This is a genomic window from Streptomyces kaniharaensis, assembly GCF_009569385.1.
GTDB classification, from domain to species: domain Bacteria; phylum Actinomycetota; class Actinomycetes; order Streptomycetales; family Streptomycetaceae; genus Kitasatospora; species Kitasatospora kaniharaensis.
In genome coordinates, this window is sequence record NZ_WBOF01000001.1 from 2,358,555 (window position 1) to 2,376,265 (window position 17,711).

Annotated in this window: 19 protein-coding genes and 3 tRNA genes; 9 read left to right on the plus strand and 13 right to left on the minus strand. The window is 73.3% G+C overall.

Annotated elements, in window-relative coordinates:
• The first annotated feature begins 77 nt into the window (after positions 1-77).
• Positions 78-1,157, plus strand: coding sequence for an adenosine deaminase (locus F7Q99_RS10665; RefSeq protein ID WP_153461025.1), 1,080 nt, complete (start codon positions 78-80; stop codon positions 1,155-1,157).
• A gap of 7 nt (positions 1,158-1,164) precedes the next feature.
• Here F7Q99_RS10665 and F7Q99_RS10670 read toward each other — a convergent pair whose 3' ends face one another.
• The 8 genes from F7Q99_RS10670 to F7Q99_RS10705 all read right to left on the minus strand — a co-directional run bounded on the left by F7Q99_RS10670 (position 1,165) and on the right by F7Q99_RS10705 (position 5,922).
• Positions 1,165-2,235 (minus strand): UDP-N-acetylmuramate dehydrogenase, encoded by a 1,071-nt coding sequence (locus tag F7Q99_RS10670; RefSeq protein ID WP_407697849.1) that lies wholly within the window; start codon positions 2,233-2,235, stop codon positions 1,165-1,167.
• A 31-nt stretch (positions 2,236-2,266) separates the two neighbouring features.
• Positions 2,267-3,742, minus strand: coding sequence for an MFS transporter (locus F7Q99_RS10675; protein ID WP_153461027.1), 1,476 nt, complete (start codon positions 3,740-3,742; stop codon positions 2,267-2,269).
• A gap of 86 nt (positions 3,743-3,828) precedes the next feature.
• Positions 3,829-4,392, minus strand: a complete 564-nt coding sequence (locus F7Q99_RS10680) for a TetR/AcrR family transcriptional regulator (RefSeq protein WP_230210185.1) — start codon at positions 4,390-4,392, stop codon at positions 3,829-3,831.
• A 93-nt stretch (positions 4,393-4,485) separates the two neighbouring features.
• Positions 4,486-4,908, minus strand: coding sequence for a MaoC family dehydratase (locus F7Q99_RS10685; protein ID WP_153461028.1), 423 nt, complete (start codon positions 4,906-4,908; stop codon positions 4,486-4,488).
• Between the two features lie 5 nt (positions 4,909-4,913).
• Positions 4,914-5,372, minus strand: coding sequence for a MaoC family dehydratase N-terminal domain-containing protein (locus F7Q99_RS10690; protein WP_153461029.1), 459 nt, complete (start codon positions 5,370-5,372; stop codon positions 4,914-4,916).
• Positions 5,373-5,485: 113 nt separating this feature from the next.
• Complete coding sequence (gene rpmG / locus F7Q99_RS10695) at positions 5,486-5,650, minus strand: 50S ribosomal protein L33 (RefSeq protein WP_006604855.1); 165 nt, start codon at positions 5,648-5,650, stop codon at positions 5,486-5,488.
• 83 nt (positions 5,651-5,733) lie between these two features.
• Positions 5,734-5,806: transfer RNA gene (locus tag F7Q99_RS10700), tRNA-Met, on the minus strand.
• Between the two features lie 43 nt (positions 5,807-5,849).
• Positions 5,850-5,922: transfer RNA gene (locus F7Q99_RS10705), tRNA-Thr, on the minus strand.
• 249 nt (positions 5,923-6,171) lie between these two features.
• On the opposite strand from F7Q99_RS10705, the gene F7Q99_RS10710 reads away from it, so the two are divergent.
• Entirely contained in the window at positions 6,172-7,434 is a 1,263-nt protein-coding gene (locus F7Q99_RS10710) for an amidohydrolase family protein (protein ID WP_153461030.1), read from the plus strand.
• Between the two features lie 261 nt (positions 7,435-7,695).
• Here F7Q99_RS10710 and F7Q99_RS41020 read toward each other — a convergent pair whose 3' ends face one another.
• A complete protein-coding gene (locus tag F7Q99_RS41020) occupies positions 7,696-7,995 on the minus strand; it encodes a winged helix-turn-helix domain-containing protein (protein WP_407697764.1) in 300 nt (99 codons plus the stop codon).
• A gap of 354 nt (positions 7,996-8,349) precedes the next feature.
• Positions 8,350-8,430: transfer RNA gene (locus F7Q99_RS10720), tRNA-Tyr, on the minus strand.
• 214 nt (positions 8,431-8,644) lie between these two features.
• On the opposite strand from F7Q99_RS10720, the gene F7Q99_RS10725 reads away from it, so the two are divergent.
• A complete protein-coding gene (locus F7Q99_RS10725) occupies positions 8,645-9,133 on the plus strand; it encodes a YajQ family cyclic di-GMP-binding protein (RefSeq protein WP_153461032.1) in 489 nt (162 codons plus the stop codon).
• A 119-nt stretch (positions 9,134-9,252) separates the two neighbouring features.
• Here the strand turns inward: F7Q99_RS10725 and F7Q99_RS10730 are convergent, their stop codons facing one another.
• Positions 9,253-9,744: a hypothetical protein gene (locus F7Q99_RS10730; protein ID WP_153461033.1), complete on the minus strand. Its 492-nt coding sequence runs from the start codon at positions 9,742-9,744 to the stop codon at positions 9,253-9,255.
• 287 nt (positions 9,745-10,031) lie between these two features.
• Between F7Q99_RS10730 and F7Q99_RS10735 the strand changes: the two genes are divergently transcribed.
• The 5 genes from F7Q99_RS10735 (at position 10,032) to mug (ending at position 14,653) form a co-directional block, all read left to right on the plus strand.
• Complete coding sequence (locus F7Q99_RS10735) at positions 10,032-10,199, plus strand: hypothetical protein (protein WP_153461034.1); 168 nt, start codon at positions 10,032-10,034, stop codon at positions 10,197-10,199.
• Positions 10,200-10,422: 223 nt separating this feature from the next.
• Positions 10,423-11,811, plus strand: coding sequence for a dipeptidase (locus tag F7Q99_RS10740; protein WP_153461035.1), 1,389 nt, complete (start codon positions 10,423-10,425; stop codon positions 11,809-11,811).
• A 97-nt stretch (positions 11,812-11,908) separates the two neighbouring features.
• Positions 11,909-12,988: an aminopeptidase P family protein gene (locus F7Q99_RS10745; RefSeq protein WP_153466041.1), complete on the plus strand. Its 1,080-nt coding sequence runs from the start codon at positions 11,909-11,911 to the stop codon at positions 12,986-12,988.
• Between the two features lie 124 nt (positions 12,989-13,112).
• Positions 13,113-14,093, plus strand: coding sequence for a phosphatase PAP2 family protein (locus F7Q99_RS10750; RefSeq protein ID WP_153461036.1), 981 nt, complete (start codon positions 13,113-13,115; stop codon positions 14,091-14,093).
• Positions 14,087-14,653 (plus strand): G/U mismatch-specific DNA glycosylase, encoded by a 567-nt coding sequence (mug, locus tag F7Q99_RS10755; protein ID WP_326846517.1) that lies wholly within the window; start codon positions 14,087-14,089, stop codon positions 14,651-14,653. Before F7Q99_RS10750 ends, mug begins: the two co-directional genes overlap by 7 nt.
• 10 nt (positions 14,654-14,663) lie before the next feature.
• Here the strand turns inward: mug and F7Q99_RS10760 are convergent, their stop codons facing one another.
• Positions 14,664-15,563 carry a LysR family transcriptional regulator gene (locus F7Q99_RS10760; RefSeq protein ID WP_153461037.1) on the minus strand — a complete coding sequence of 300 codons (900 nt, stop codon included), beginning with the start codon at positions 15,561-15,563 and terminating at the stop codon, positions 14,664-14,666.
• A gap of 135 nt (positions 15,564-15,698) precedes the next feature.
• Between F7Q99_RS10760 and F7Q99_RS10765 the strand changes: the two genes are divergently transcribed.
• Positions 15,699-16,715: an NADP-dependent oxidoreductase gene (locus tag F7Q99_RS10765; RefSeq protein ID WP_153461038.1), complete on the plus strand. Its 1,017-nt coding sequence runs from the start codon at positions 15,699-15,701 to the stop codon at positions 16,713-16,715.
• A 37-nt stretch (positions 16,716-16,752) separates the two neighbouring features.
• Here the strand turns inward: F7Q99_RS10765 and F7Q99_RS10770 are convergent, their stop codons facing one another.
• Positions 16,753-17,709, minus strand: a complete 957-nt coding sequence (locus F7Q99_RS10770) for a M56 family metallopeptidase (RefSeq protein ID WP_326846518.1) — start codon at positions 17,707-17,709, stop codon at positions 16,753-16,755.
• Between the last annotated feature and the right edge of the window lie 2 nt (positions 17,710-17,711).

The following is a 17,711-nucleotide window of genomic DNA, read 5'->3' on the forward strand; positions in this document are numbered from 1 at the left end:
CCGCCCTCTTTTCACCCCATCGGGGGAGGAGAAGGGGGCGGTTCCCGTTTCGGGGCCCGATGCGGCAGGATCGGCGAATGGAACGCCTGTTGAATCCGCGAGACGTCAGGGGCCTCCCGAAGGCCCACCTGCACCTGCACTTCACCGGCTCGATGCGGCCCGCCACCCTGCTGGAGCTGGCCGACAAGCACGGCGTCCGGCTGCCGGAGGCGCTCAGTTCCGGCGAGCCGCCCAAGCTGCGGGCGACGGACGAACGCGGCTGGTTCCGCTTCCAGCGCCTCTACGACACCGCCCGCTCGGTGCTCCGGGACGAGGACGACATCCGCCGGCTGGTCCTGGAGACCGCGCAGGACGAGCGGCGGGACGGCTCCCGCTGGCTGGAGATCCAGGTCGACCCGACCTCGTACGCGCCCCGGCTGGGCGGGCTGATCCCCGCGCTGGAACTGATCCTGGACGCCGTCGAACACGCCGCCGGGGCCACCGGGGTGGGCATCCGGGTGCTGGTCGCGGCCAACCGGATGAAGTCCCCGATGGACGCCCGCACGCTGGCCCGGCTCGCCGTCCGCTACACCGACCGCGGCGTGGTCGGCTTCGGCCTCTCCAACGACGAGCGCCGCGGCCTTGCCCGGGACTTCGACCGGGCCTTCGAGATCGCCCGCAAGGGCGGGCTGCTGGCCGCCCCGCACGGCGGCGAGCTGGCCGGGCCGGAGTCCGTCCGGGACTGCCTGGACGACCTGGGTGCCGGCCGGATCGGCCACGGCGTGCGGGCGGCCGAGGACCCGCGGCTGATGGAGCGGCTGGCGGACCGCCAGGTCACCTGCGAGGTCTGCCCGTCCTCCAACGTCTCACTGGGCGTCTACGAGCACCCCGAGGACGTCCCGCTGCGGAAGCTGTTCGACGCGGGCGTGCCGCTGGCACTCGGCGCGGACGACCCGCTGCTGTTCGGCAGCCGGCTGGCCGCCCAGTACGAGCTCGCGCGGGACGTGCTGGGCTTCAGCGACGCCGAACTCGCCGAGCTGGCACGGCAGTCGGTCCGCGGCTCGCGCGCGCCGGAGACCGTCCGCAAGGAACTGCTGGCGGACATCGACGCCTGGCTGGCGGACGGCCACGGCAGCGCGGGTCAGAGCTCGCCCCCCGCCATCACCGCCGGGCCGTAGCGCCCTCCTACAGCTTCACCCCGACCATCACCGGTTCGTTCACCAGCTCCACCCCGAAGACCTCCCGCACCCCGTCCCGGATCTCCCGGGCCAGGGCGAGCAGGTCCTCGGCGGTGGCGGAGCCGCGGTTGGTGAGCGCCAGGGTGTGCTTGGTGGAGAGCGTCGCCGGGCCGCTGCCGTAGCCCTTGCCGAAGCCGGCCTTGTCGATCAGCCAGGCGGCCGAGGTCTTGGTGCAGCCGTCCGGCGCCGGGTAGGCGGGGGCGTTCTCGGTGCCCGGGCGGGTGCGGAAGGACTCGTACTGCGCGGCCGTGAGCACCGGGTTGGTGAAGAAGGAGCCGGCCGACCAGGTGTCGTGGTCCGCCGGGTCCAGGACCATGCCCTTGCCGGAGCGCAGACCGACCACCGCGTCGTGGGCCCGCTCCAGCGGCACCCGCTCGCCCTGCTCGACGCCGAAGTGCTTGGCGACCTCGGCGTACTTGACCGGGCTGGAGAGCCCGTCGTGGTCCGCCAGGGCGAACCGCACCCGCAGCACGACGTAGCGGTCCGGCTCGGCCTTGAAGCGGCTGTGCCGGTAGGAGAACGCGCACTCGGCGCTGGTCAGCGTGACGACCTCGTCGGCCGTGCGGTCGTAGGCGACCACCTCGGTGATCGTCTGCGCGACCTCCTGGCCGTACGCGCCGACGTTCTGCACCGGGGTGGCGCCGGCCGAGCCGGGGATGCCGGCCAGGAACTCGATGCCGGCCAGCCGGTGCTCGCGGACCGCCCGGGTCACCGCCGTCGACCACACCTCGCCGGCCGCCAGCTCCAGGACGGTGCCGTCCAGGGCGAAGCCGGTGGTGGCGATCCGCAGCACCGTGCCGGGGAAGCCGGCGTCGCCGATCACCAGGTTCGAGCCGCCGCCGAGGACCAGCAGCGGCTCGCCCGCGGCGTCGGCCTCGCGGACGGCGGCGATCACCTCGTCGTCGGTGTGCGCGGTCACCAGGCGGCGGGCCGGGCCGCCGAGCCGGAGGGTGGTCAGCGGGGCGAGGGGGGCGTCGTTTTCTACCAGCACGCCCACCAGCGTACGGGTGGCAGGGATGCCGCTCCGGCACCCCTGCCACCCGCTGCTCTCAGACCCGCGCGGGCACGGCCGTCTTCCCGGCCGTCTCCCCGCCGGGCTCGCCGGCCGCCTCCCCGCCGGGCTCGCCCGTCGGGGCCTCCTTCCGCCGCCGCGGGATCAACGCCGCGCACACCGCCCCGACCGCGACGACCGCCGCGCCGACGTAGAGCGCGGGCACCAGCCCGTCCGTGAAGGCCTGCGCCGACCGGTAGCTCCCCTGCGCCGAGAACACCGCCGAGAGGACGGCGATCCCGAGCGCGCCGCCGACCTCGCGCACCGCGTTGTTGGCGCCGGAGGCGATCCCCTGCTCGTGCGGCCGGACGCTCGCCATCACCAGCTGGGCGGTCGGCGCGAAGTACAGCGACATGCCGATCCCGCAGATCACGATGGCGGGTATCTCCGCCGGGTAGTCGTACCCGGTGCTGCCGTCGGTGATCGCCGCGTACAGCGCCAGCCCGACGGCCTGGAGCGTCAGCCCGGTGATCACGATCGGCCGGCCGCCGATCCGGTCGGCGACGATGCCCGCGATCGGGGCGACGATCAGCGGCATCGCGGTCCACGGGAGCATCCGCAGGCCGGCCTCCTGCGGGCTGTAGCCGCCGACGCCCTGGAGGTGCTGGCTGATCAGGAAGATCGAGCCGAACATCCCGAGGTACATCAGCAGGCTCGCCGCGTTGACGGCCGAGAAGGCCCGGCTGCGGAACAGCCGCATCGGCAGCATCGGGTGGGCGGCGTACCGCCGCTCGTACCCGACGAAGGCGGCCAGCAGCACGCCGCCGGCGATCAGGGCGGTGAGGACCAGCGGGCTGGTCCAGCCGTCCGGGTTGCCGCGGATCAGGCCGAGGACGACCCCGAACATCCCCAGGCTGACCAGCGCCGTGCCGGGGCCGTCGAGGGCTCGCTCGGCGCCCCGGCTCTCGCCGAGCCGGCGGAAGGCGAGCGGCAGCAGGACGAGGCCGACCGGGACGTTCACCCAGAAGATCCACTGCCAGGAGAAGTGCTCCGCCAGGGAGCCGCCGATCAGCGGTCCGGAGGCGATGGCGAGGCCGTTGACGCCGGACCAGATGCCGAACGCCATCCCCCGCTTGGCCGCGGGCACGACGGCGGTGAGCAGGGTGAGGGTGAGCGGCATCATCACGGCGGCCCCGACGCCCTGGACGGCGCGGGCGGCGATCAGTTCGCCGATGCCCGGGGACAGGGCCGCCGCGGCGGAGCCGGCGGTGAAGATCGCCAGGCCGACCAGGAAGACGCGGCGGCGGCCGAAACGGTCGCCGAGGGCGGCGCCGAACATCAGCAGGACGGCGAAGCTCAGGGTGTAGGCGCTGACCGTCCATTCGAGGTCGGACAGCCCGCCGCCGAGCTCCTTGCGGATCGACGGCAGTGCGGTGGTGACGACCAGGTTGTCGAGGGCGGCCATGAAGCCGGCCGCACTGACGATCACCAGGGTCCAGATGGCTGCTCTGCCAAGGGGCTGTTTCTCGGACATGACTCCCCCGGTCTCCTCTAGATAGTTATCGATCAATAACTTTGCTGGGCCGAAAAAAGGCCGCACGGATGCCACCGTGCGGCCCGCTACTCGCCCCCTTCGTGCTCGCCGAGGCCTTCCCAGATCCGGTGGTCCCGGGGATAGCCCAGTGCCACCAGCGTGTTGGTCAGCATCCCGTAGGCGAAGAACTGCGTGGCATCCTTCACGTCGCCACCGAGCCGGATCCGCACCCGGTCGAACAGGTCCTCCCACCGCTTCCGGGCGGTCTGCCCGATGCCGTCCTCGCCGGCCATGCCGGCGGCGAACACCGAGACGTAGATCTGCATCTGCATCATGAGCTGCTCACGGTCCTCGACCAGGCCCATGTAGGCCCCGGACATCGCCTCCGCGGCCGCCTCGCCGGTCAGCCCGGCCGAGGCCTCGTCGAAGACCCGCCAGGTCTCCTCGATGCAGCGGTCGGCCGCGGCCTCGAAGATGGCCTGCTTGCTCGGGAAGAGCCGGAACAGGTACGGCTGCGAGACGCCCACCCTGCGGGCGATCGCCTCGGTCGAGGTGCCCCGGTACCCGCCCCGGGCGAACTCGATCATGGCGGCGCGGATGACGCTCTCGCGCCGCTCCTCCGCACTCATCCGCATGCTCGTCCTCGCCATGCCTCAAAGTTAGTGGCCAATCACTACTTTCGCAAGACCCGAGCCGACCGCGGCGGGAAACCCCACCGCGGCCGGGTGGAACCCGTGCGGGACCTAGGCGAGCCGGACGACGGCCTTAGACATGCCGAGCACCTTCTGACCGCCGGTGGTGGCCAGCAGGTCGACCTGCACCTTGCGGTCGTCCAGCAGCTTGGCGACCTTGCCGCTGACCTCGATCACCGCGCCCACACCGTCGTTGGGCACCGGGACCGGACGGGTGAAGCGGACGCCGTACTCGACCACCGCGGCCGGGTCGCCGACCCAGTCGGTGACCACCCGGATCGCCTCGGCCATGGTGAACATGCCGTGCGCGATGACGTCCGGCAGCCCGACCTCCAGGGCGAACTTCTCGTTCCAGTGGATCGGGTTGAAGTCCCCGGAGGCGCCCGCGTACCGCACCAGGGTGTCGCGGGTCACCGGGAAGGACTGCGCCGGCAGCTCGGTGCCGACCTCGACCTCGTCGTAGCTGATCGCCATCGCGCTCACTCCCCCGCCTCGTCGGCGGCCCGGGCCACCAGGGTCATGACCGACGTCACCACGTGCTCGCCGGTCGCGTCCGTCACCTCACCGCGGACGGTCAGCACGTCGTTGCCGGCCAGCGACTTGATGTTGTCGATGGTCACCGTGACCGACAGCCGGTCGCCGGCCCGCACCGGGCGGGTGTAGGCGAACTTCTGGTCGCCGTGCACGACCCGGCTGAAGTCCAGGCCCAGCTCCGGGTCCTCGACCACCTGGGCCGCCGCCCGGTAGGTGATCACGAACGGGAAGGTCGGCGGGGCGATCACGTCCGGGTGGCCGAGCGCCTTGGCCGCCTCCGGGTCGTTGTAGGCGGGGTTCTGGTCACCGACGGCGACGGCGAACTCGCGGATCTTCTCCCGGCCGACCTCGTACGGCTCGGTCGGCGGATAGGTCCGCCCGATGAAGGAGGGATCGAGCGCCATGGCAGCTCCTCGAAGACGCGGGGGATACGAAAAAACTCCGGACCGCACCCGTAGGGGATGCGGCCCGGAGTCGAAGACCTGAATTCACACAGGCCCGGCGCCCTGCGACAGGGTCAGCGGGTCTCGCGGTGCGCGGTGTGCGAGTTGCAGCGGGGGCAGTGCTTCTTCATCTCAAGACGGTCCGGGTCGTTGCGCCGGTTCTTCTTGGTGATGTAGTTCCGCTCCTTGCACTCCACGCAGGCCAGCGTGATCTTCGGGCGGACGTCGGTGGCAGCCACGGGAGTGCCTTCCTTGGACAACGAATAAGAACACAACAAGAGTAGCCGACCGGGAGTGCGATCTCCCGACCGACTACGCGGGGTAGCGGTGACCGGACTTGAACCGGTGACACAGCGATTATGAGCCGCTTGCTCTACCAACTGAGCTACACCGCCACAGTGATCCGCGACACAGTCGGAGCTGACCGCGTTTCACCAGAGCCCCCATGCGGAATCGAACCGCAGACCTTCTCCTTACCATGGAGACGCTCTACCGACTGAGCTATAGGGGCGAACGAGGAAGAGATTACACGTTCCGCGCCCAGAGGTGAAATCCGTATCGCGGCGCGAAGACCGCAGGTCGGCGACGGGTACGGGCGAGCGATCCAAGGCCTCGCGTTCGATCGGCCCGCGAGGCGTGCGGCCCGACCCGTACGACTAATGCCCGCCTCCCGGCGGCCCGTCCCCGCGCGCCATAGGCTCGACGCCCATCGATCGGGACGGCCTGGCACCCGACGGGCCTGCGCGAGAAGGAGCCGGCCATGGACAGCGCAGCGGCCGACGGGCCGCACCCGGGGCCCGGCCCGGCGGCCGGCCCGCTCGGGCACGGCCCGGTCCTCCTGCTCACCGGCGCACGGCTCGCGGACGGGCGGACGGTGGACGTCCGGATCAGCGGCAGCCGAATCCAGGCCGTCGGCACCGCCGGCAGTCTCGGCCCGCCGCCCGGCGCGCCCACCGTCACCAGCGGCACCCGGATCGACCTCAGGGGCTATCTGCTGCTGCCGGCCCCGGCCGAGGCACACGCCCACTACGACGTCGCGTTCTCCGCCGCGCTGCCCACCCCGCCGCCGGAGACGCCCGCCGACCTCACCCGCCGGGTCACCGAGGCCGCGCTCACCTCGCTCGGCTACGGCGCCACCGCGCAGCGCACCCACGTCCGGATCGGCGACGTGCACGGGCTGCGCCGGCTGGAGGCGGTGCTCACCGCCCGGCAGGCGCTGCGCGGGCTGGCCGAGCTCCAGGCGGTGGCCATGCCCCGGCTGCTCACCGGCCGGGCCGGCGCGGACGGCCGGGCGCAGCTGCGGGACGCGCTCAAGCTGGGCGCCACCGCGGCCGGCGGCTGCCCGGAGCTGGACCCGGACCCTGCCGGGTACGCCCAGGTGCTGCTGGAGGCCGCCCGGGAGGCGGACTGCCCGGTGGACCTGCACACCACCGCCGGCGATCCGGCCCAACTCGCCAGGCTGGTCGGCGCGTTGGCACCGTTGCGGCCGCGGGTGACGCTCGGCCCGTGCGGGGCGCTGGCCCGGGGCGGGGCGACGGTGCTGGCCACCGGCGGGGTGCGGGTGGTCTGCCTGCCGCAGAACGGCGGCTGCTCCGGGCTGGAGGGCCGGTCGACGGGCCTGCGGCCGGGCCTGCTGAGGGAGTTGACGGAGGCACGGGTGCCGATGTCGGCGGCCAGCGGCGCGCTGCGGGACCAGGCCAATCCGGTCGGCCGGGCGGACCCGCTGGAGGCCGCGTTCCTGCTGGCGGCGAGCGGGGTGCTGGACCCGGAATCGGCGTACGACGCGGTGGCGAACCAGGCGCGCGCGGCGCTCGGGCTGCCACCGGTGCGGGTGGACGCCGGGTTCCCGGCGGAGCTGCTGGCGGTGCGCGGGGACAGCCTGGCGGGGGCGCTCGCTGGCGGGCACAGCCGGCTGGTGGTGCACGGCGGCCGGGTGGTCAGCCGGACCAGCGCGGTACGGGAGTTCGCGGACACCGTGGCGCTGGCGCTGCCGCGACAGTCGGGGAGCTCCGACGGGCACTGAACCCGGCCAGGCAGCGTTGGCGGCGCGGAGACCGTGAGCGGGCGGAAGGCGTAGGGGCGCGCGATGCTGAACCGCGCGCCCCTCCCCCACCTGCTGGCCGCCCTGCGGCGGCTGGAGCGGTCCCCGGCCTCCCCCACATCGGGGCCGGTCCCGCTCGGACAGCACTGACGCTACGCCCGCGAAGGACCGTCCCCGACCGGCCTTGACGCTCTCCTGTCGGGGAACGGGCGGCTCTTGACGGGCCGTTGACGGGTGAACCGGTCAGGGCTCGTACCGGTACCCGATGCCCGGCTCGGTGATCAGGTGGCGCGGCCGGGCCGGGTCGCGCTCCAGCTTGCGGCGCAGCCCCGCCAGGTAGACCCGCAGGTGGTTGCCGCGCCCTTCCTGGGCCGGCCCCCAGACCTCGCGCAGGATCTGCCGGCCCGGCACCAGCCGGCCCGGGTTGGCGAGCAGCAGGGCGAGGATGCGCCACTCCGTCGGGGTGAGCCGCACCGGGCCGGCCGGGCCGGTGACGGTGGTGGCGGCGAGGTCCACGGTGTGGTCGCCGAAGCTCGACGGCAAGAAGGCCGCCCCTCGGTCATCCTGCGCAAGCGCCGCATCCTCGGCCACCTCTTCGGCTACGCCGTGGAGGAGGGCTACCTGGCCGCCAACCTGCGGGTCTACGCGAAGTGCCTGCACGGCACCGTCGAGTACGCGAACGAGCTGATCTCGAAGCGGCTCAACCGGAACCGCCCGGCGGCGCCGGCCCCGGATCCTGGTCCGCAGCTGGTCCGTATGCGCTGGTCAGCGCTGGGATTCGGGCGGCACAAAGCGACAAGCCACCCAAATGGGGGCCTAACGCCGTCCGCGAGTGAACTGAACGAAAAAGTGCCCGTGACCTGCGTTTCCGCAGGTCACGGGCACTTCTCTATCCTGTGGCTGGTGCAGGGTTCGAACCTGCGTAGCTTGCGCGACAGATTTACAGTCTGCTCCCTTTGGCCGCTCGGGCAACCAGCCAGGATCTCGTCCCCGGGGCGCTGCCCCGTTCGACTTCGTAAACGATACCTGATGTCGGGGGGTGCTTCGCCACTCGATTGGTCACGCGATGATCAAGGCGCTCGGCGTGGCTGTCGGGGGCAGCGGCGGGGTGGCGCTGGATAGGCTGGGGCGGCGGGCGTCCGGTGGGGCGGGCCGTGCCAGTGAAGCCAGAGCATCAAGGAGACCAACACCCATGGCCGACTCCAGTTTCGACATCGTCTCGAAGGTCGAGTGGCAGGAGGTCGACAACGCGATCAACCAGACCTCCCGTGAGATCGCCACCCGCTTCGACTTCAAGAACGTCGGCGCCGAGATCAGCCGCTCCGGCGAGAAGATCGAGATGAAGGCCAACGGCGAGGAGCGCGTGAAGGCCATCCTGGACGTGCTGCAGAGCAAGTTCATCAAGCGTGGACTGTCGCTGAAGGCCCTGGACGCCGGCGACCCGCAGCTGTCCGGCAAGGAGTACAAGATCTTCGCGGACGTGAAGGAGGGCATCTCCACGGACGATGCCAAGAAGGTCGCGAAGATCATCCGCGACGAGGGCCCCAAGGGCGTCAAGGCCCAGGTCCAGGGCGACGAGCTGCGCGTCAGCTCGAAGAGCCGCGACGACCTCCAGGCCATCCAGGCCCTGCTCAAGGGCAAGGACCTGGACTTCGCGATCCAGTTCGTGAACTACCGCTGACCGTCTGACGCGGAATGCGGCGAGGCCCCGGTCCTGAAGCTGACGGACCGGGGCCTTTCGGGTCGGTGGGCTTGGGCGGGGCGGGGGGCGGTCACCGGAGGCCCGGCCCCCGGCGTGGCTCAGCCGGCCGCCTCCCAGTCCCGGGTACTCCGGTGGGCGTCGAGGCCGACCGTTGCGAACTCGTCGACCTGGCCCTCCTCCGTACGGGCACCGATCCGGCGCAGGGCCTGGGATATCGGGCTGCCCTCCGGCGGGAAGGACTCCTCCTCGCCGCTGACGAGCGGGCCGAGGTCGACTCGCCCGTCGGCCCAGACGGCGGCGCGCTGGGTGCCGCGGCCGCCCCAGTAGGCGGCCTCGACGCAGGCGATGGGGCCGGCCTTGGACCAGGCCGCGAGCCGCCGCTCTAAGCCCTCCGAGTGCCAGGCGAAGCCGCCTTCGCCCGCGGATTTCCGTTCGCCGCCGTCGACTTGGAAGGCGGCCAGCAGGGCGGGAGTGGCCGGGATCAGGGCCAGCCCCTGCGCGAGCGGCACCACCCGGGCGACCGGCACCTCGGCCGCCGCCACCGTGAGCAGCGCCAACGAGCCGATCAGCGCCTGGAGTTCGTATGCCATGCCCGACATCGTCGCCCACCGCACCGACAGGCGGCGCGGAATTTATGATTCCGTGCTCGACCGACGTCCGCACAACAGCGTGGACACCGTCACGTCCATCGAATCCTCGGCCCGACTGGGCTCCTCGGCGTTCGGTTCGTCGAAGATCTCGGCGAGTTGGGCCCGCAGCCGGATCAGGCGGAGAACTGTTCGGCGGTGAGTGGTCACGCCTGAGACACCATTCACGCAAACGTGGACGATTGCGGTGCCGAGAACGCCAGGGGTGGGCATGACTGATCACCGCCGGCATGCCCGCCGGGACGCTCGGCAGCGGCCTGCTGGACCACCTCTCCCCCACCGCCGCACTCACCGTGATCGCCGCCCTGCTCGCCGCGGCCCTGCCGCCCGCCCCCGCGGGCCGGACGCTGCGCCGCGCCGCCTGGCCGGGCGCGCAGACCTCGGCCGACCGGCCCTGACGGCGATCACCCGTGCGGGTGCACGCCACATGCGGCATCCGGGCCAACCGGGTGAACTGGCCGGGTACGGCCGCCCCGGCGCCCCTGCCTTCGGGCGGGCGCGCGCACCCGGCTCCCGCGCTGACTTCCACGGACGGCCCCTGCCGTCCGGGCTCGCCGGCATCCAGGACCGGACGACCTCGACCTCCGCGACACCGTCAGCGAACAGCCCACGGGAGTGCCCATGACCGACGGAACAACCGACGGAACGACCGGCAAGGCGCCTGACGAACTCGCCCGCCGGATAGCCGAGTTGATGCCCCGCGCCAAAACCGACCTGGCCGAGCTGGTGGCCATCCCGTCCGTCGCCGACCCCCGTCAGTACCCGCCGCAGAAGTGCCGGGAGGCCGCCGAGTGGGTCGCCGCCGCCTTCACCGAGGTCGGCCTGCGCGACGTCCACCTGGAGGAGACCCCGGACGGCAGCCACGCCGTGATCGGCCACCGCCCGCCGCCGCGCGGCGCCCCGACCGTCCTCCTCTACTCCCACTACGACGTCCAGCCCCCGCTCGACGACGCCGCGTGGACCTCTGGGCCGTTCGAGCTCACCGAGCGCGACGGACGCTGGTACGGGCGCGGCGCCGCCGACTGCAAGGGCAACATCGTCATGCACCTCACCGCCCTGCGGGCGCTCGGCGACGACATCCCGGTCGGCCTCAAGCTCGTCGTCGAGGGCTCCGAGGAGCAGGGCACCGGCGGCCTGGAGGCGTACCTGCCCCCGCACGCCGGGGAGTTGCACGCGGACGCGCTGCTGATCTGCGACACCGGCAACGCCGCCGTCGGCGTGCCCACCGCCACCACCTCGCTGCGCGGGGTCGCCAACGTGGTGGTCACCGTCCGGGCGCTGCGCGGCGACCTGCACTCCGGCATGTTCGGCGGCCCCGCCCCGGACGCGCTCGCCGCGCTGATCCGGATGCTCGACTCGCTGCGCGACGCCGACGGCGGCACCCGGATCGACGGCCTGGACCACACCGGCACCTGGAGCGGCGCCGACTACGACGAGACGCGGTTCCGCGCCGACGCCGGCGTGCTGGACGGCGTCCGTCTGACCGGCTCCGGGACGGTCGCCGACCGGCTCTGGGCCCGCCCCGCCGTCACCGTGCTCGGCATCGACTGCCCGCCCGTGGTCGGCTCGGCCGCCGCCGTCCCGGCCGCCGCCCGGGCCCGGGTGAGCCTGCGGGTGCCGCCCGGCACCGAGGCGCGCGCCGCCCAGGACGCGCTGATCGCGCACCTGGAGGCCGCCGCGCCCTGGGGCGTCGCGGTGGACGTCGAACGGGAGAGCGCCGGCTCGCCGTTCCGCGCTGCCACCGGCGGCCCCGCGTACGCCGCGCTCGACAGGGCGATGCGGGAGGTCTACGGCAGGCCGACGTCCTTCCTCGGCCAGGGCGGCTCGATCCCGCTCTGCAACGTCCTCGCCACCACCTACCCCGACGCGGAACTCATCCTGATGGGCGTCGAGGAGCCGCGCTGCCGGATCCACGCGCCGAACGAGAGCGTCGACCCGGGCGAGATCGAGCACATGGCCCACGTCGAGGCGCTGTTCCTGCGGCACTTCGCCGACTCCGCACGGGCGTGACGGAGTTCCACATGCTGGAGTCCCAGCAGCCCGTCCGGAACCCCGAGGAGGAACACCAGTGCTCCGACCCTTCACCACCGAGGACTACCGCGCCAGGATGGCCCGCGCCGCCGCCGACGCGGCCGCCGCCGGACTGGCCGGCCTAATCGTCGCCCCCGGCCCCGACCTGGCCTACCTCTGCGGCTACCGGCCCACCGCGATCACCGAGCGGCTCACCGCCCTCGTCCTCGGCGCCGGGCGCGAACCCGCGCTGATCGTCCCCAGGCTGGAGCGCCCGGACGCCGAGAAGGCGCCCGGCGCGCCGGCCGTCCGGCTGCTCGACTGGTCCGACGGCGAGGACCCGTACGCCACCGCCGTCCCGCTGCTCGACCCGGCCGGGCGGTACGGCATCTCCGACAACACCTGGGCGATGCACCTGCTCGGCCTCCAGGGCGCGCTGCCCGGCGCCGGCTTCACCGCGCTCACCGCGGGCCTGCCGATGCTGCGCGCGGTCAAGGACACCGACGAGCTGGACCGCCTCGCCGCCGCCGGCGGCGCCGCGGACGCCGCCTACCGGGGCATCCTGGAGGTGCCCTTCGCCGGGCGCCGGGAGACCGACGTCGCCGCCGACCTCGGCGCGCTGCTCATCCAGTACGGGCACAGCCAGGTCGACTTCACCGTGGTCGGCTCCGGCCCGAACGGCGCCGACCCGCACCACGAGGCCGGCGACCGCGTCATCGAGCCGGGCGACACCGTGGTGCTGGACTTCGGCGGCCTCAAGGACGGCTACGGCTCGGACACCACCCGGACCGTGCACGTCGGCCCGGACGTACCGGCCGAGGTACGGACGGTGCACGACGTCGTCCGGCTCGCCCAGCAGACCGCGTTCGAGGCCGTCCGCCCCGGGGTCGGCTGCCAGGAGATCGACCGGATCGCCCGCCGGGTGATCACCGAGGCCGGCTACGGCGAGTACTTCATCCACCGCACGGGCCACGGCATCGGCATCACCACGCACGAACCGCCGTACCTGGTCGAGGGCGAGGAGCAGCCGCTGGTGCCCGGCATGTGCTTCTCGATCGAGCCCGGGATCTACCTGCCCGGCCGGTTCGGGGTGCGGATCGAGGACATCGTCACCGTCACGGCGAACGGCGGACGGCGGTTCAACAACACCCCGCACGAGCTGGGCATCGTGTCCTGACCTCCCACCGGCCTGCCCCCCAGTCCTGGACCCGCCGTGAACCCCCACCTAACGAGGGATTTCTCAAGATCCGGTCATCGTTCGTGAAGAGTCCTCCCAGCTTGCTTTGCTAGTTTCAGCGGGCATGACCAACCTGCTCCGCCCGGCCCCACCACCACTCGTGCGGGCCGGGCGACCACGTCCGGCGGGCCTGGCGAGGCTGCGGCTGCTGGCCTGGCCGCTCTACTTGGCGGCCTTCGGCTGGTACCTGCACGCCAACGGACTGCCGTCCGCCAACGACGTGGTGTTCTGCTGGCTGATCGGCGCCCTGCTGACCGCCGCCGTGCACAGCGGGCACGGCCCCCGCGGCTTCCTCCTGGTGCTGCGCGACTGGGTGCCGGTGATGGCCGCGGTCTGGACGTACTCGCTGCTGCGCGGCTACGGCGCGCACACCCCGTGGGCGCCGCACTGGCTGCCGCAGCTGAGCGCCGACCGGGTGCTCGGGTTCGGCGCGACGTGGACCGTCCGGCTCCAGCACGCGCTGTACACGCCCGGCTCACCGCACTGGTACGACTACGCGGCGGTCACCGTCTACCTCTCGCACTTCTTCCTGGTCTTCGTGATCCTCGCGGTGCTCTGGCGCCGCCACCACGCGCGCTACCGCCGGCTGCTCGCGTGCTACCTGGCCCTGACCTTCGCCGGCTTCGCGACGTACCTGCTCTACCCGGCAGACCCGCCCTGGCTGGTCGCCCAGGAGGGGCACCTGCCGGCGCTCCCCCGGGTGGTGTCCTCGGTGCTCACCCAGAGCGGGCTGCCGCAGGCCCAGTCCGTCTTCGAGAACGGCAGCCAGTTCGCCAACGACGTCGCGGCGATGCCCTCGCTGCACTCCGCCTACCCGGCGATGCTGCTGTTCTTCTTCTGGCCGACCGCCCGCCCCTGGCTGCGCGCCCTGCTCGTCGCCTATCCGCTCACCATGGCGTTCACGCTGGTGTATGGCGCCGAGCACTTCATCGTCGACATCCTGGCGGGCTGGACGTACGCGGCCGTGGTGGTCTTCGGCCTGCGGTGGCTGTGGGCCCGGCGGACTCGACAGGCGTACGGGCGGGCAGACTTGGCCGCGTGCTGACACCGCCCCGCCCGCCGACGAAGCCCACCGCCGAACAGCTGCTGGCCGCCAAGGACTCCACCATCCCGGACGTCACCGGGCCCGGGCTGCGGGTCCTCTTCTGTGGCATCAACCCGGGCCTCTGGTCCGGCGCCACCGGCCACCACTTCGCCCGCCCCGGCAACCGCTTCTGGCCCGCCCTTCACCGCTCCGGCTTCACCGACCGCCAGTACCGCCCGGACGAGCAGCGCGAGTTGCTCCGCCTGGGCCTCGGCATCACCAACGTCGCCCCGCGCACCACCGCCAAGGCCGACGAACTGACCGCCGAGGAGTTGCGCGAGGGCGGCGCCGCGCTCCGCGAGCGCGTGCTGCGACTGCGTCCGCGGGCCCTGGCCGTCCTCGGCATCGGCGCCTACCGGACGGCCTTCGGGGCGCGCAAGGCCGTGATCGGGCGGCAGCCGGAGGGCATCGGCGACACCGAGGTGTGGGTGCTGCCGAACCCGAGCGGGCTCAACGCGCACTACACGCTGGACGCGCTGGCCGCCGAGTTCCGCAGGCTGCGCGAGGCGGTGGGCGAGTAGCGGCCCGGCCCTAGGCGGCGCGTAGTCCGTCCGGCAGCGGAGCCGCCCGCAGTTCGCGGATCAGGGCCCGCACGGCGGCCGTCCCGGCCAGCTCGGGCGTGGTCACGTAGCCGACGAACCGGCTGGGCGGGCGCGGTCCGAGGTCGGTGACTGCGAGACCGGGCGGGGCGCCGAGCAGGGTGGTCCGGGGCATGATCGCCATCCCGAGGCCCTGCGAGACCAGCGAGACGGCCACCGTGTCGTCCTCCACGTCGATGGTCGCGGGCGGGATCCAGTCCTGCCGCTGCCACCAGTCCCGGGTGTAGGAGCCGCAGTTCTCGTCCCAGTCGACCAGCGGCAGCCCGCGCGGCGCCGGGTGGCCCTGCGGGTGGGCGAGCGCGTACGTCTCCTCGAACAGGCGCGCCGAGACCAGGCCCGGTGCGGGCGGTGGGCCGGCGGCGTCCAGGGTGGCCAGCCCGAGGTCGGCGCGGCCGTCGGCGACCTCCCCGGCAGTGCCGCGGCCGAGTTCCCGGACGATCCGGACCCGCGGCGTCAGCCCGGGGTGGCGGGCGGTGAGCCGGGCGAGCACGGGCGGCAGCAGATGCGCGGCGACGCTGCGGAACGCGACGATCCGCAGCGTGCCGGTCACCTCCTCGGCCGCCGCGCCCGCGCCGCGCACCTCGGGGCCCATCGCCGCCATCAGCCGCAGGATCCGGCGGGCGTACGCCACCGCCCGTGCGCCGGCGTCGGTGAGGCGTGCACCGTGGCGCCCACGGTCGAAGAGCACCGCGCCGAGCTTCCGTTCGCAGGCGCGCACGGCGTGCGATACGGCGGACTGGGTGGTCCCCAGGCGTGCGGCCGCCGCGGTGAAGCTCCGCTCCTCCTCGACGGCGACCAGGATCCGCAGCTCGTGCGGGGCGAGATCGGTCATGCCGCCGAATCTACCGGGATCCATCGAATCTGTTCATGGAAGCGGCTGTTCGATCGACGCGGGCCCCTGCCCGGCCGCTCCCCCGCTTCCTACGGTGATCACGTCCGTCCACCGCGACCCACCCCGGAGCCACCGATGTCCCGCCCCACCGTCCGCGCCGTCCACCTCGTCTCCCGCCCCGACGGCGCCCCGACCGCCGACGACTTCGCCTTCGTCGACGAGACCGCCCCCGCGCTCGCCGACGGCCAGGCCCTGGTCGAGAACGTCTACCAGTCCGTCGACCCGTACATGCGCGAGGAGATGGACGAGGGCGGCTGGGACCTGCACGCCCCGCTGGAGGGCCGCACCCTCGGCCGGGTCGTCGAGTCCCGCAGCGGCGCGCTGCCGACCGGCACGCTGGTCCACCACCGCAAGGCCTGGCGCACCCACTCGGTGGTCACCGCCGAGGAGGCCACCCCGCTACCCGACTTCGCGGGCGTCCCGCTCAGAGCCCACCTGAGCGTGCTCGGCGGCACCGGCCTGTCCGCCTGGGTCGGCCTGACCCGGATCGCCCGGCTCCAGCCCGGCGAGACGCTCTTCGTCTCGGCGGCGGCCGGCGGCGTCGGCACGGCGGCCGGTCAGCTCGCCCGCCTCCTCGGCGCCGGCAGGATCATCGGCAGCACCGGCTCGGCCGCCAAGGCCGCGCACCTCACCGACCGCCTCGGCTTCGACGCCGCCTTCGACTACCACGACGGCCCCATCGTCGAGCGCCTGCGCGAGGCCGCCCCCGACGGCCTGCACGTCTACCTGGACAACGTCGGCGGCGACCACCTGGAGGCGGCCATCGGCGCGCTGCGCGACCGCGGCCGGATCGCCTGGTGCGGGGCAGTCGCCCAGTACAACCACCTCCAGAGCCCGCCCGCCGCACCGCGCAACCTCTACGACGTGGTCGGCAAGAGCCTCCGTCTGGAGGGCTTCCTGGTCCGCGACCACCTCGACGCCCGCCCCGAGCTGTACGACTTCCTCGTCCCGCACCTGCGCTCCGGCGCCGTCGTCCCCGACGAGACCGTCGTCGAGGGCTTCGACCACGTGGTGGACGCGTTCCTCGGCATGCTCCGGGGCGCCAACACCGGCAAGATGATCGTCCAGCTCGCGGACGTCCGAGACGTCTGAGCCTTCTGTTCCGAGCCTTGAACTCCGGAGGTCCGGGCTACAGGGGCGTGACGGCCTTCAACACCACCAGCAGCGCCACCGCCGCGTTGAGCGCGCACAGCGCCGACGCCGCCGTCCCGACCGCGGCGACCATCGCGGCCAGGCCGGCCGGGGTCTTCGCCGGCGGCCAGTTGCGGGAGGACGGCACCGGCCCGAGCAGCGCGGCGACCCGCCGCGGGACCGGGCCCGGGGCCGGAGTCGGGGCGGCGAAGGCCGCGAAGCCGGGAGCCGGCACGGCCCGCGAGACCAGTGCCGCCCGGGCCACCGCCCGCGCGGTGATCCGCCGGTCGCCCACCGCCTGTGCCGACTCCTCGTCCGCCCACCGCTCGGCGCTGAAGGCCACCGCCTGCTGGAGCGGGCGCAGGAACGGGTTGACGTTCGCGGCGAGCTGGGTGGTCAGCAGGTACCGGTGGTGCCTGTGCACCAGGTGCGCCCGCTCGTGCGCGAGCAGCGCCTCGCGCTCGTCCTCGGCGAGGCCGTCCAGCATCCCGGTGGACACCACCACCCGGCCCGGCGAGCCGGGCAGCGCGTACGCGTACGGGCTGCGGTCCGGCAGGACGGCGAGGTCGCTGCCCGGTCCGCCGGCCTCGGGCAGGCCGTCGAGCGCCCGCCGGGCCCGGGCCCGGACCCGCAGGTGCCGCAGCGCCGTCCGCAGGCAGGCCCCCGAGACCAGGACCAGCAGCCACATCGCGGCCGTCCCGACCGTCTCGTGGTACGGCAGCGCGGCCCGCACCTCCGGGTCGGACCAGCTGTCCGGCAACGGGTTGCCGGGGATCTGCGCGGTGCCCACCACGCCGATCAGCCCGAGGCAGAGCACGCTGCACACCGCCATCACCGCGCTGATCACGGTCATCAGCCGGGCCGCCCCGCGCGGATGCAGGTGCTGCTCGGTGAGACGCGCGATCGGCACCGCGGTCAGCGGCAGGATCAGCGGGAGGAAGACGAAGAAGCCCACGG

Excerpts from the sequence above, each read along its gene's own strand:
- F7Q99_RS10665 (WP_153461025.1), top strand. The coding sequence starts at position 78 with ATGGAACGCCTGTTGAATCCGCGAGACGTCAGGGGCCTCCCGAAGGCC.
- F7Q99_RS10675 (WP_153461027.1), bottom strand. The coding sequence starts at position 3,742 with ATGTCCGAGAAACAGCCCCTTGGCAGAGCAGCCATCTGGACCCTGGTG.
- F7Q99_RS10680 (WP_230210185.1), bottom strand. The coding sequence starts at position 4,392 with ATGGCGAGGACGAGCATGCGGATGAGTGCGGAGGAGCGGCGCGAGAGC.
- F7Q99_RS10685 (WP_153461028.1), bottom strand. The coding sequence starts at position 4,908 with ATGGCGATCAGCTACGACGAGGTCGAGGTCGGCACCGAGCTGCCGGCG.
- F7Q99_RS10690 (WP_153461029.1), bottom strand. The coding sequence starts at position 5,372 with ATGGCGCTCGATCCCTCCTTCATCGGGCGGACCTATCCGCCGACCGAG.
- F7Q99_RS10710 (WP_153461030.1), top strand. The coding sequence starts at position 6,172 with ATGGACAGCGCAGCGGCCGACGGGCCGCACCCGGGGCCCGGCCCGGCG.
- F7Q99_RS10725 (WP_153461032.1), top strand. The coding sequence starts at position 8,645 with ATGGCCGACTCCAGTTTCGACATCGTCTCGAAGGTCGAGTGGCAGGAG.
- F7Q99_RS10730 (WP_153461033.1), bottom strand. The coding sequence starts at position 9,744 with ATGGCATACGAACTCCAGGCGCTGATCGGCTCGTTGGCGCTGCTCACG.
- F7Q99_RS10735 (WP_153461034.1), top strand. The coding sequence starts at position 10,032 with ATGCCCGCCGGGACGCTCGGCAGCGGCCTGCTGGACCACCTCTCCCCC.
- F7Q99_RS10740 (WP_153461035.1), top strand. The coding sequence starts at position 10,423 with ATGACCGACGGAACAACCGACGGAACGACCGGCAAGGCGCCTGACGAA.
- F7Q99_RS10745 (WP_153466041.1), top strand. The coding sequence starts at position 11,909 with ATGGCCCGCGCCGCCGCCGACGCGGCCGCCGCCGGACTGGCCGGCCTA.
- F7Q99_RS10750 (WP_153461036.1), top strand. The coding sequence starts at position 13,113 with ATGACCAACCTGCTCCGCCCGGCCCCACCACCACTCGTGCGGGCCGGG.
- F7Q99_RS10760 (WP_153461037.1), bottom strand. The coding sequence starts at position 15,563 with ATGACCGATCTCGCCCCGCACGAGCTGCGGATCCTGGTCGCCGTCGAG.
- F7Q99_RS10765 (WP_153461038.1), top strand. The coding sequence starts at position 15,699 with ATGTCCCGCCCCACCGTCCGCGCCGTCCACCTCGTCTCCCGCCCCGAC.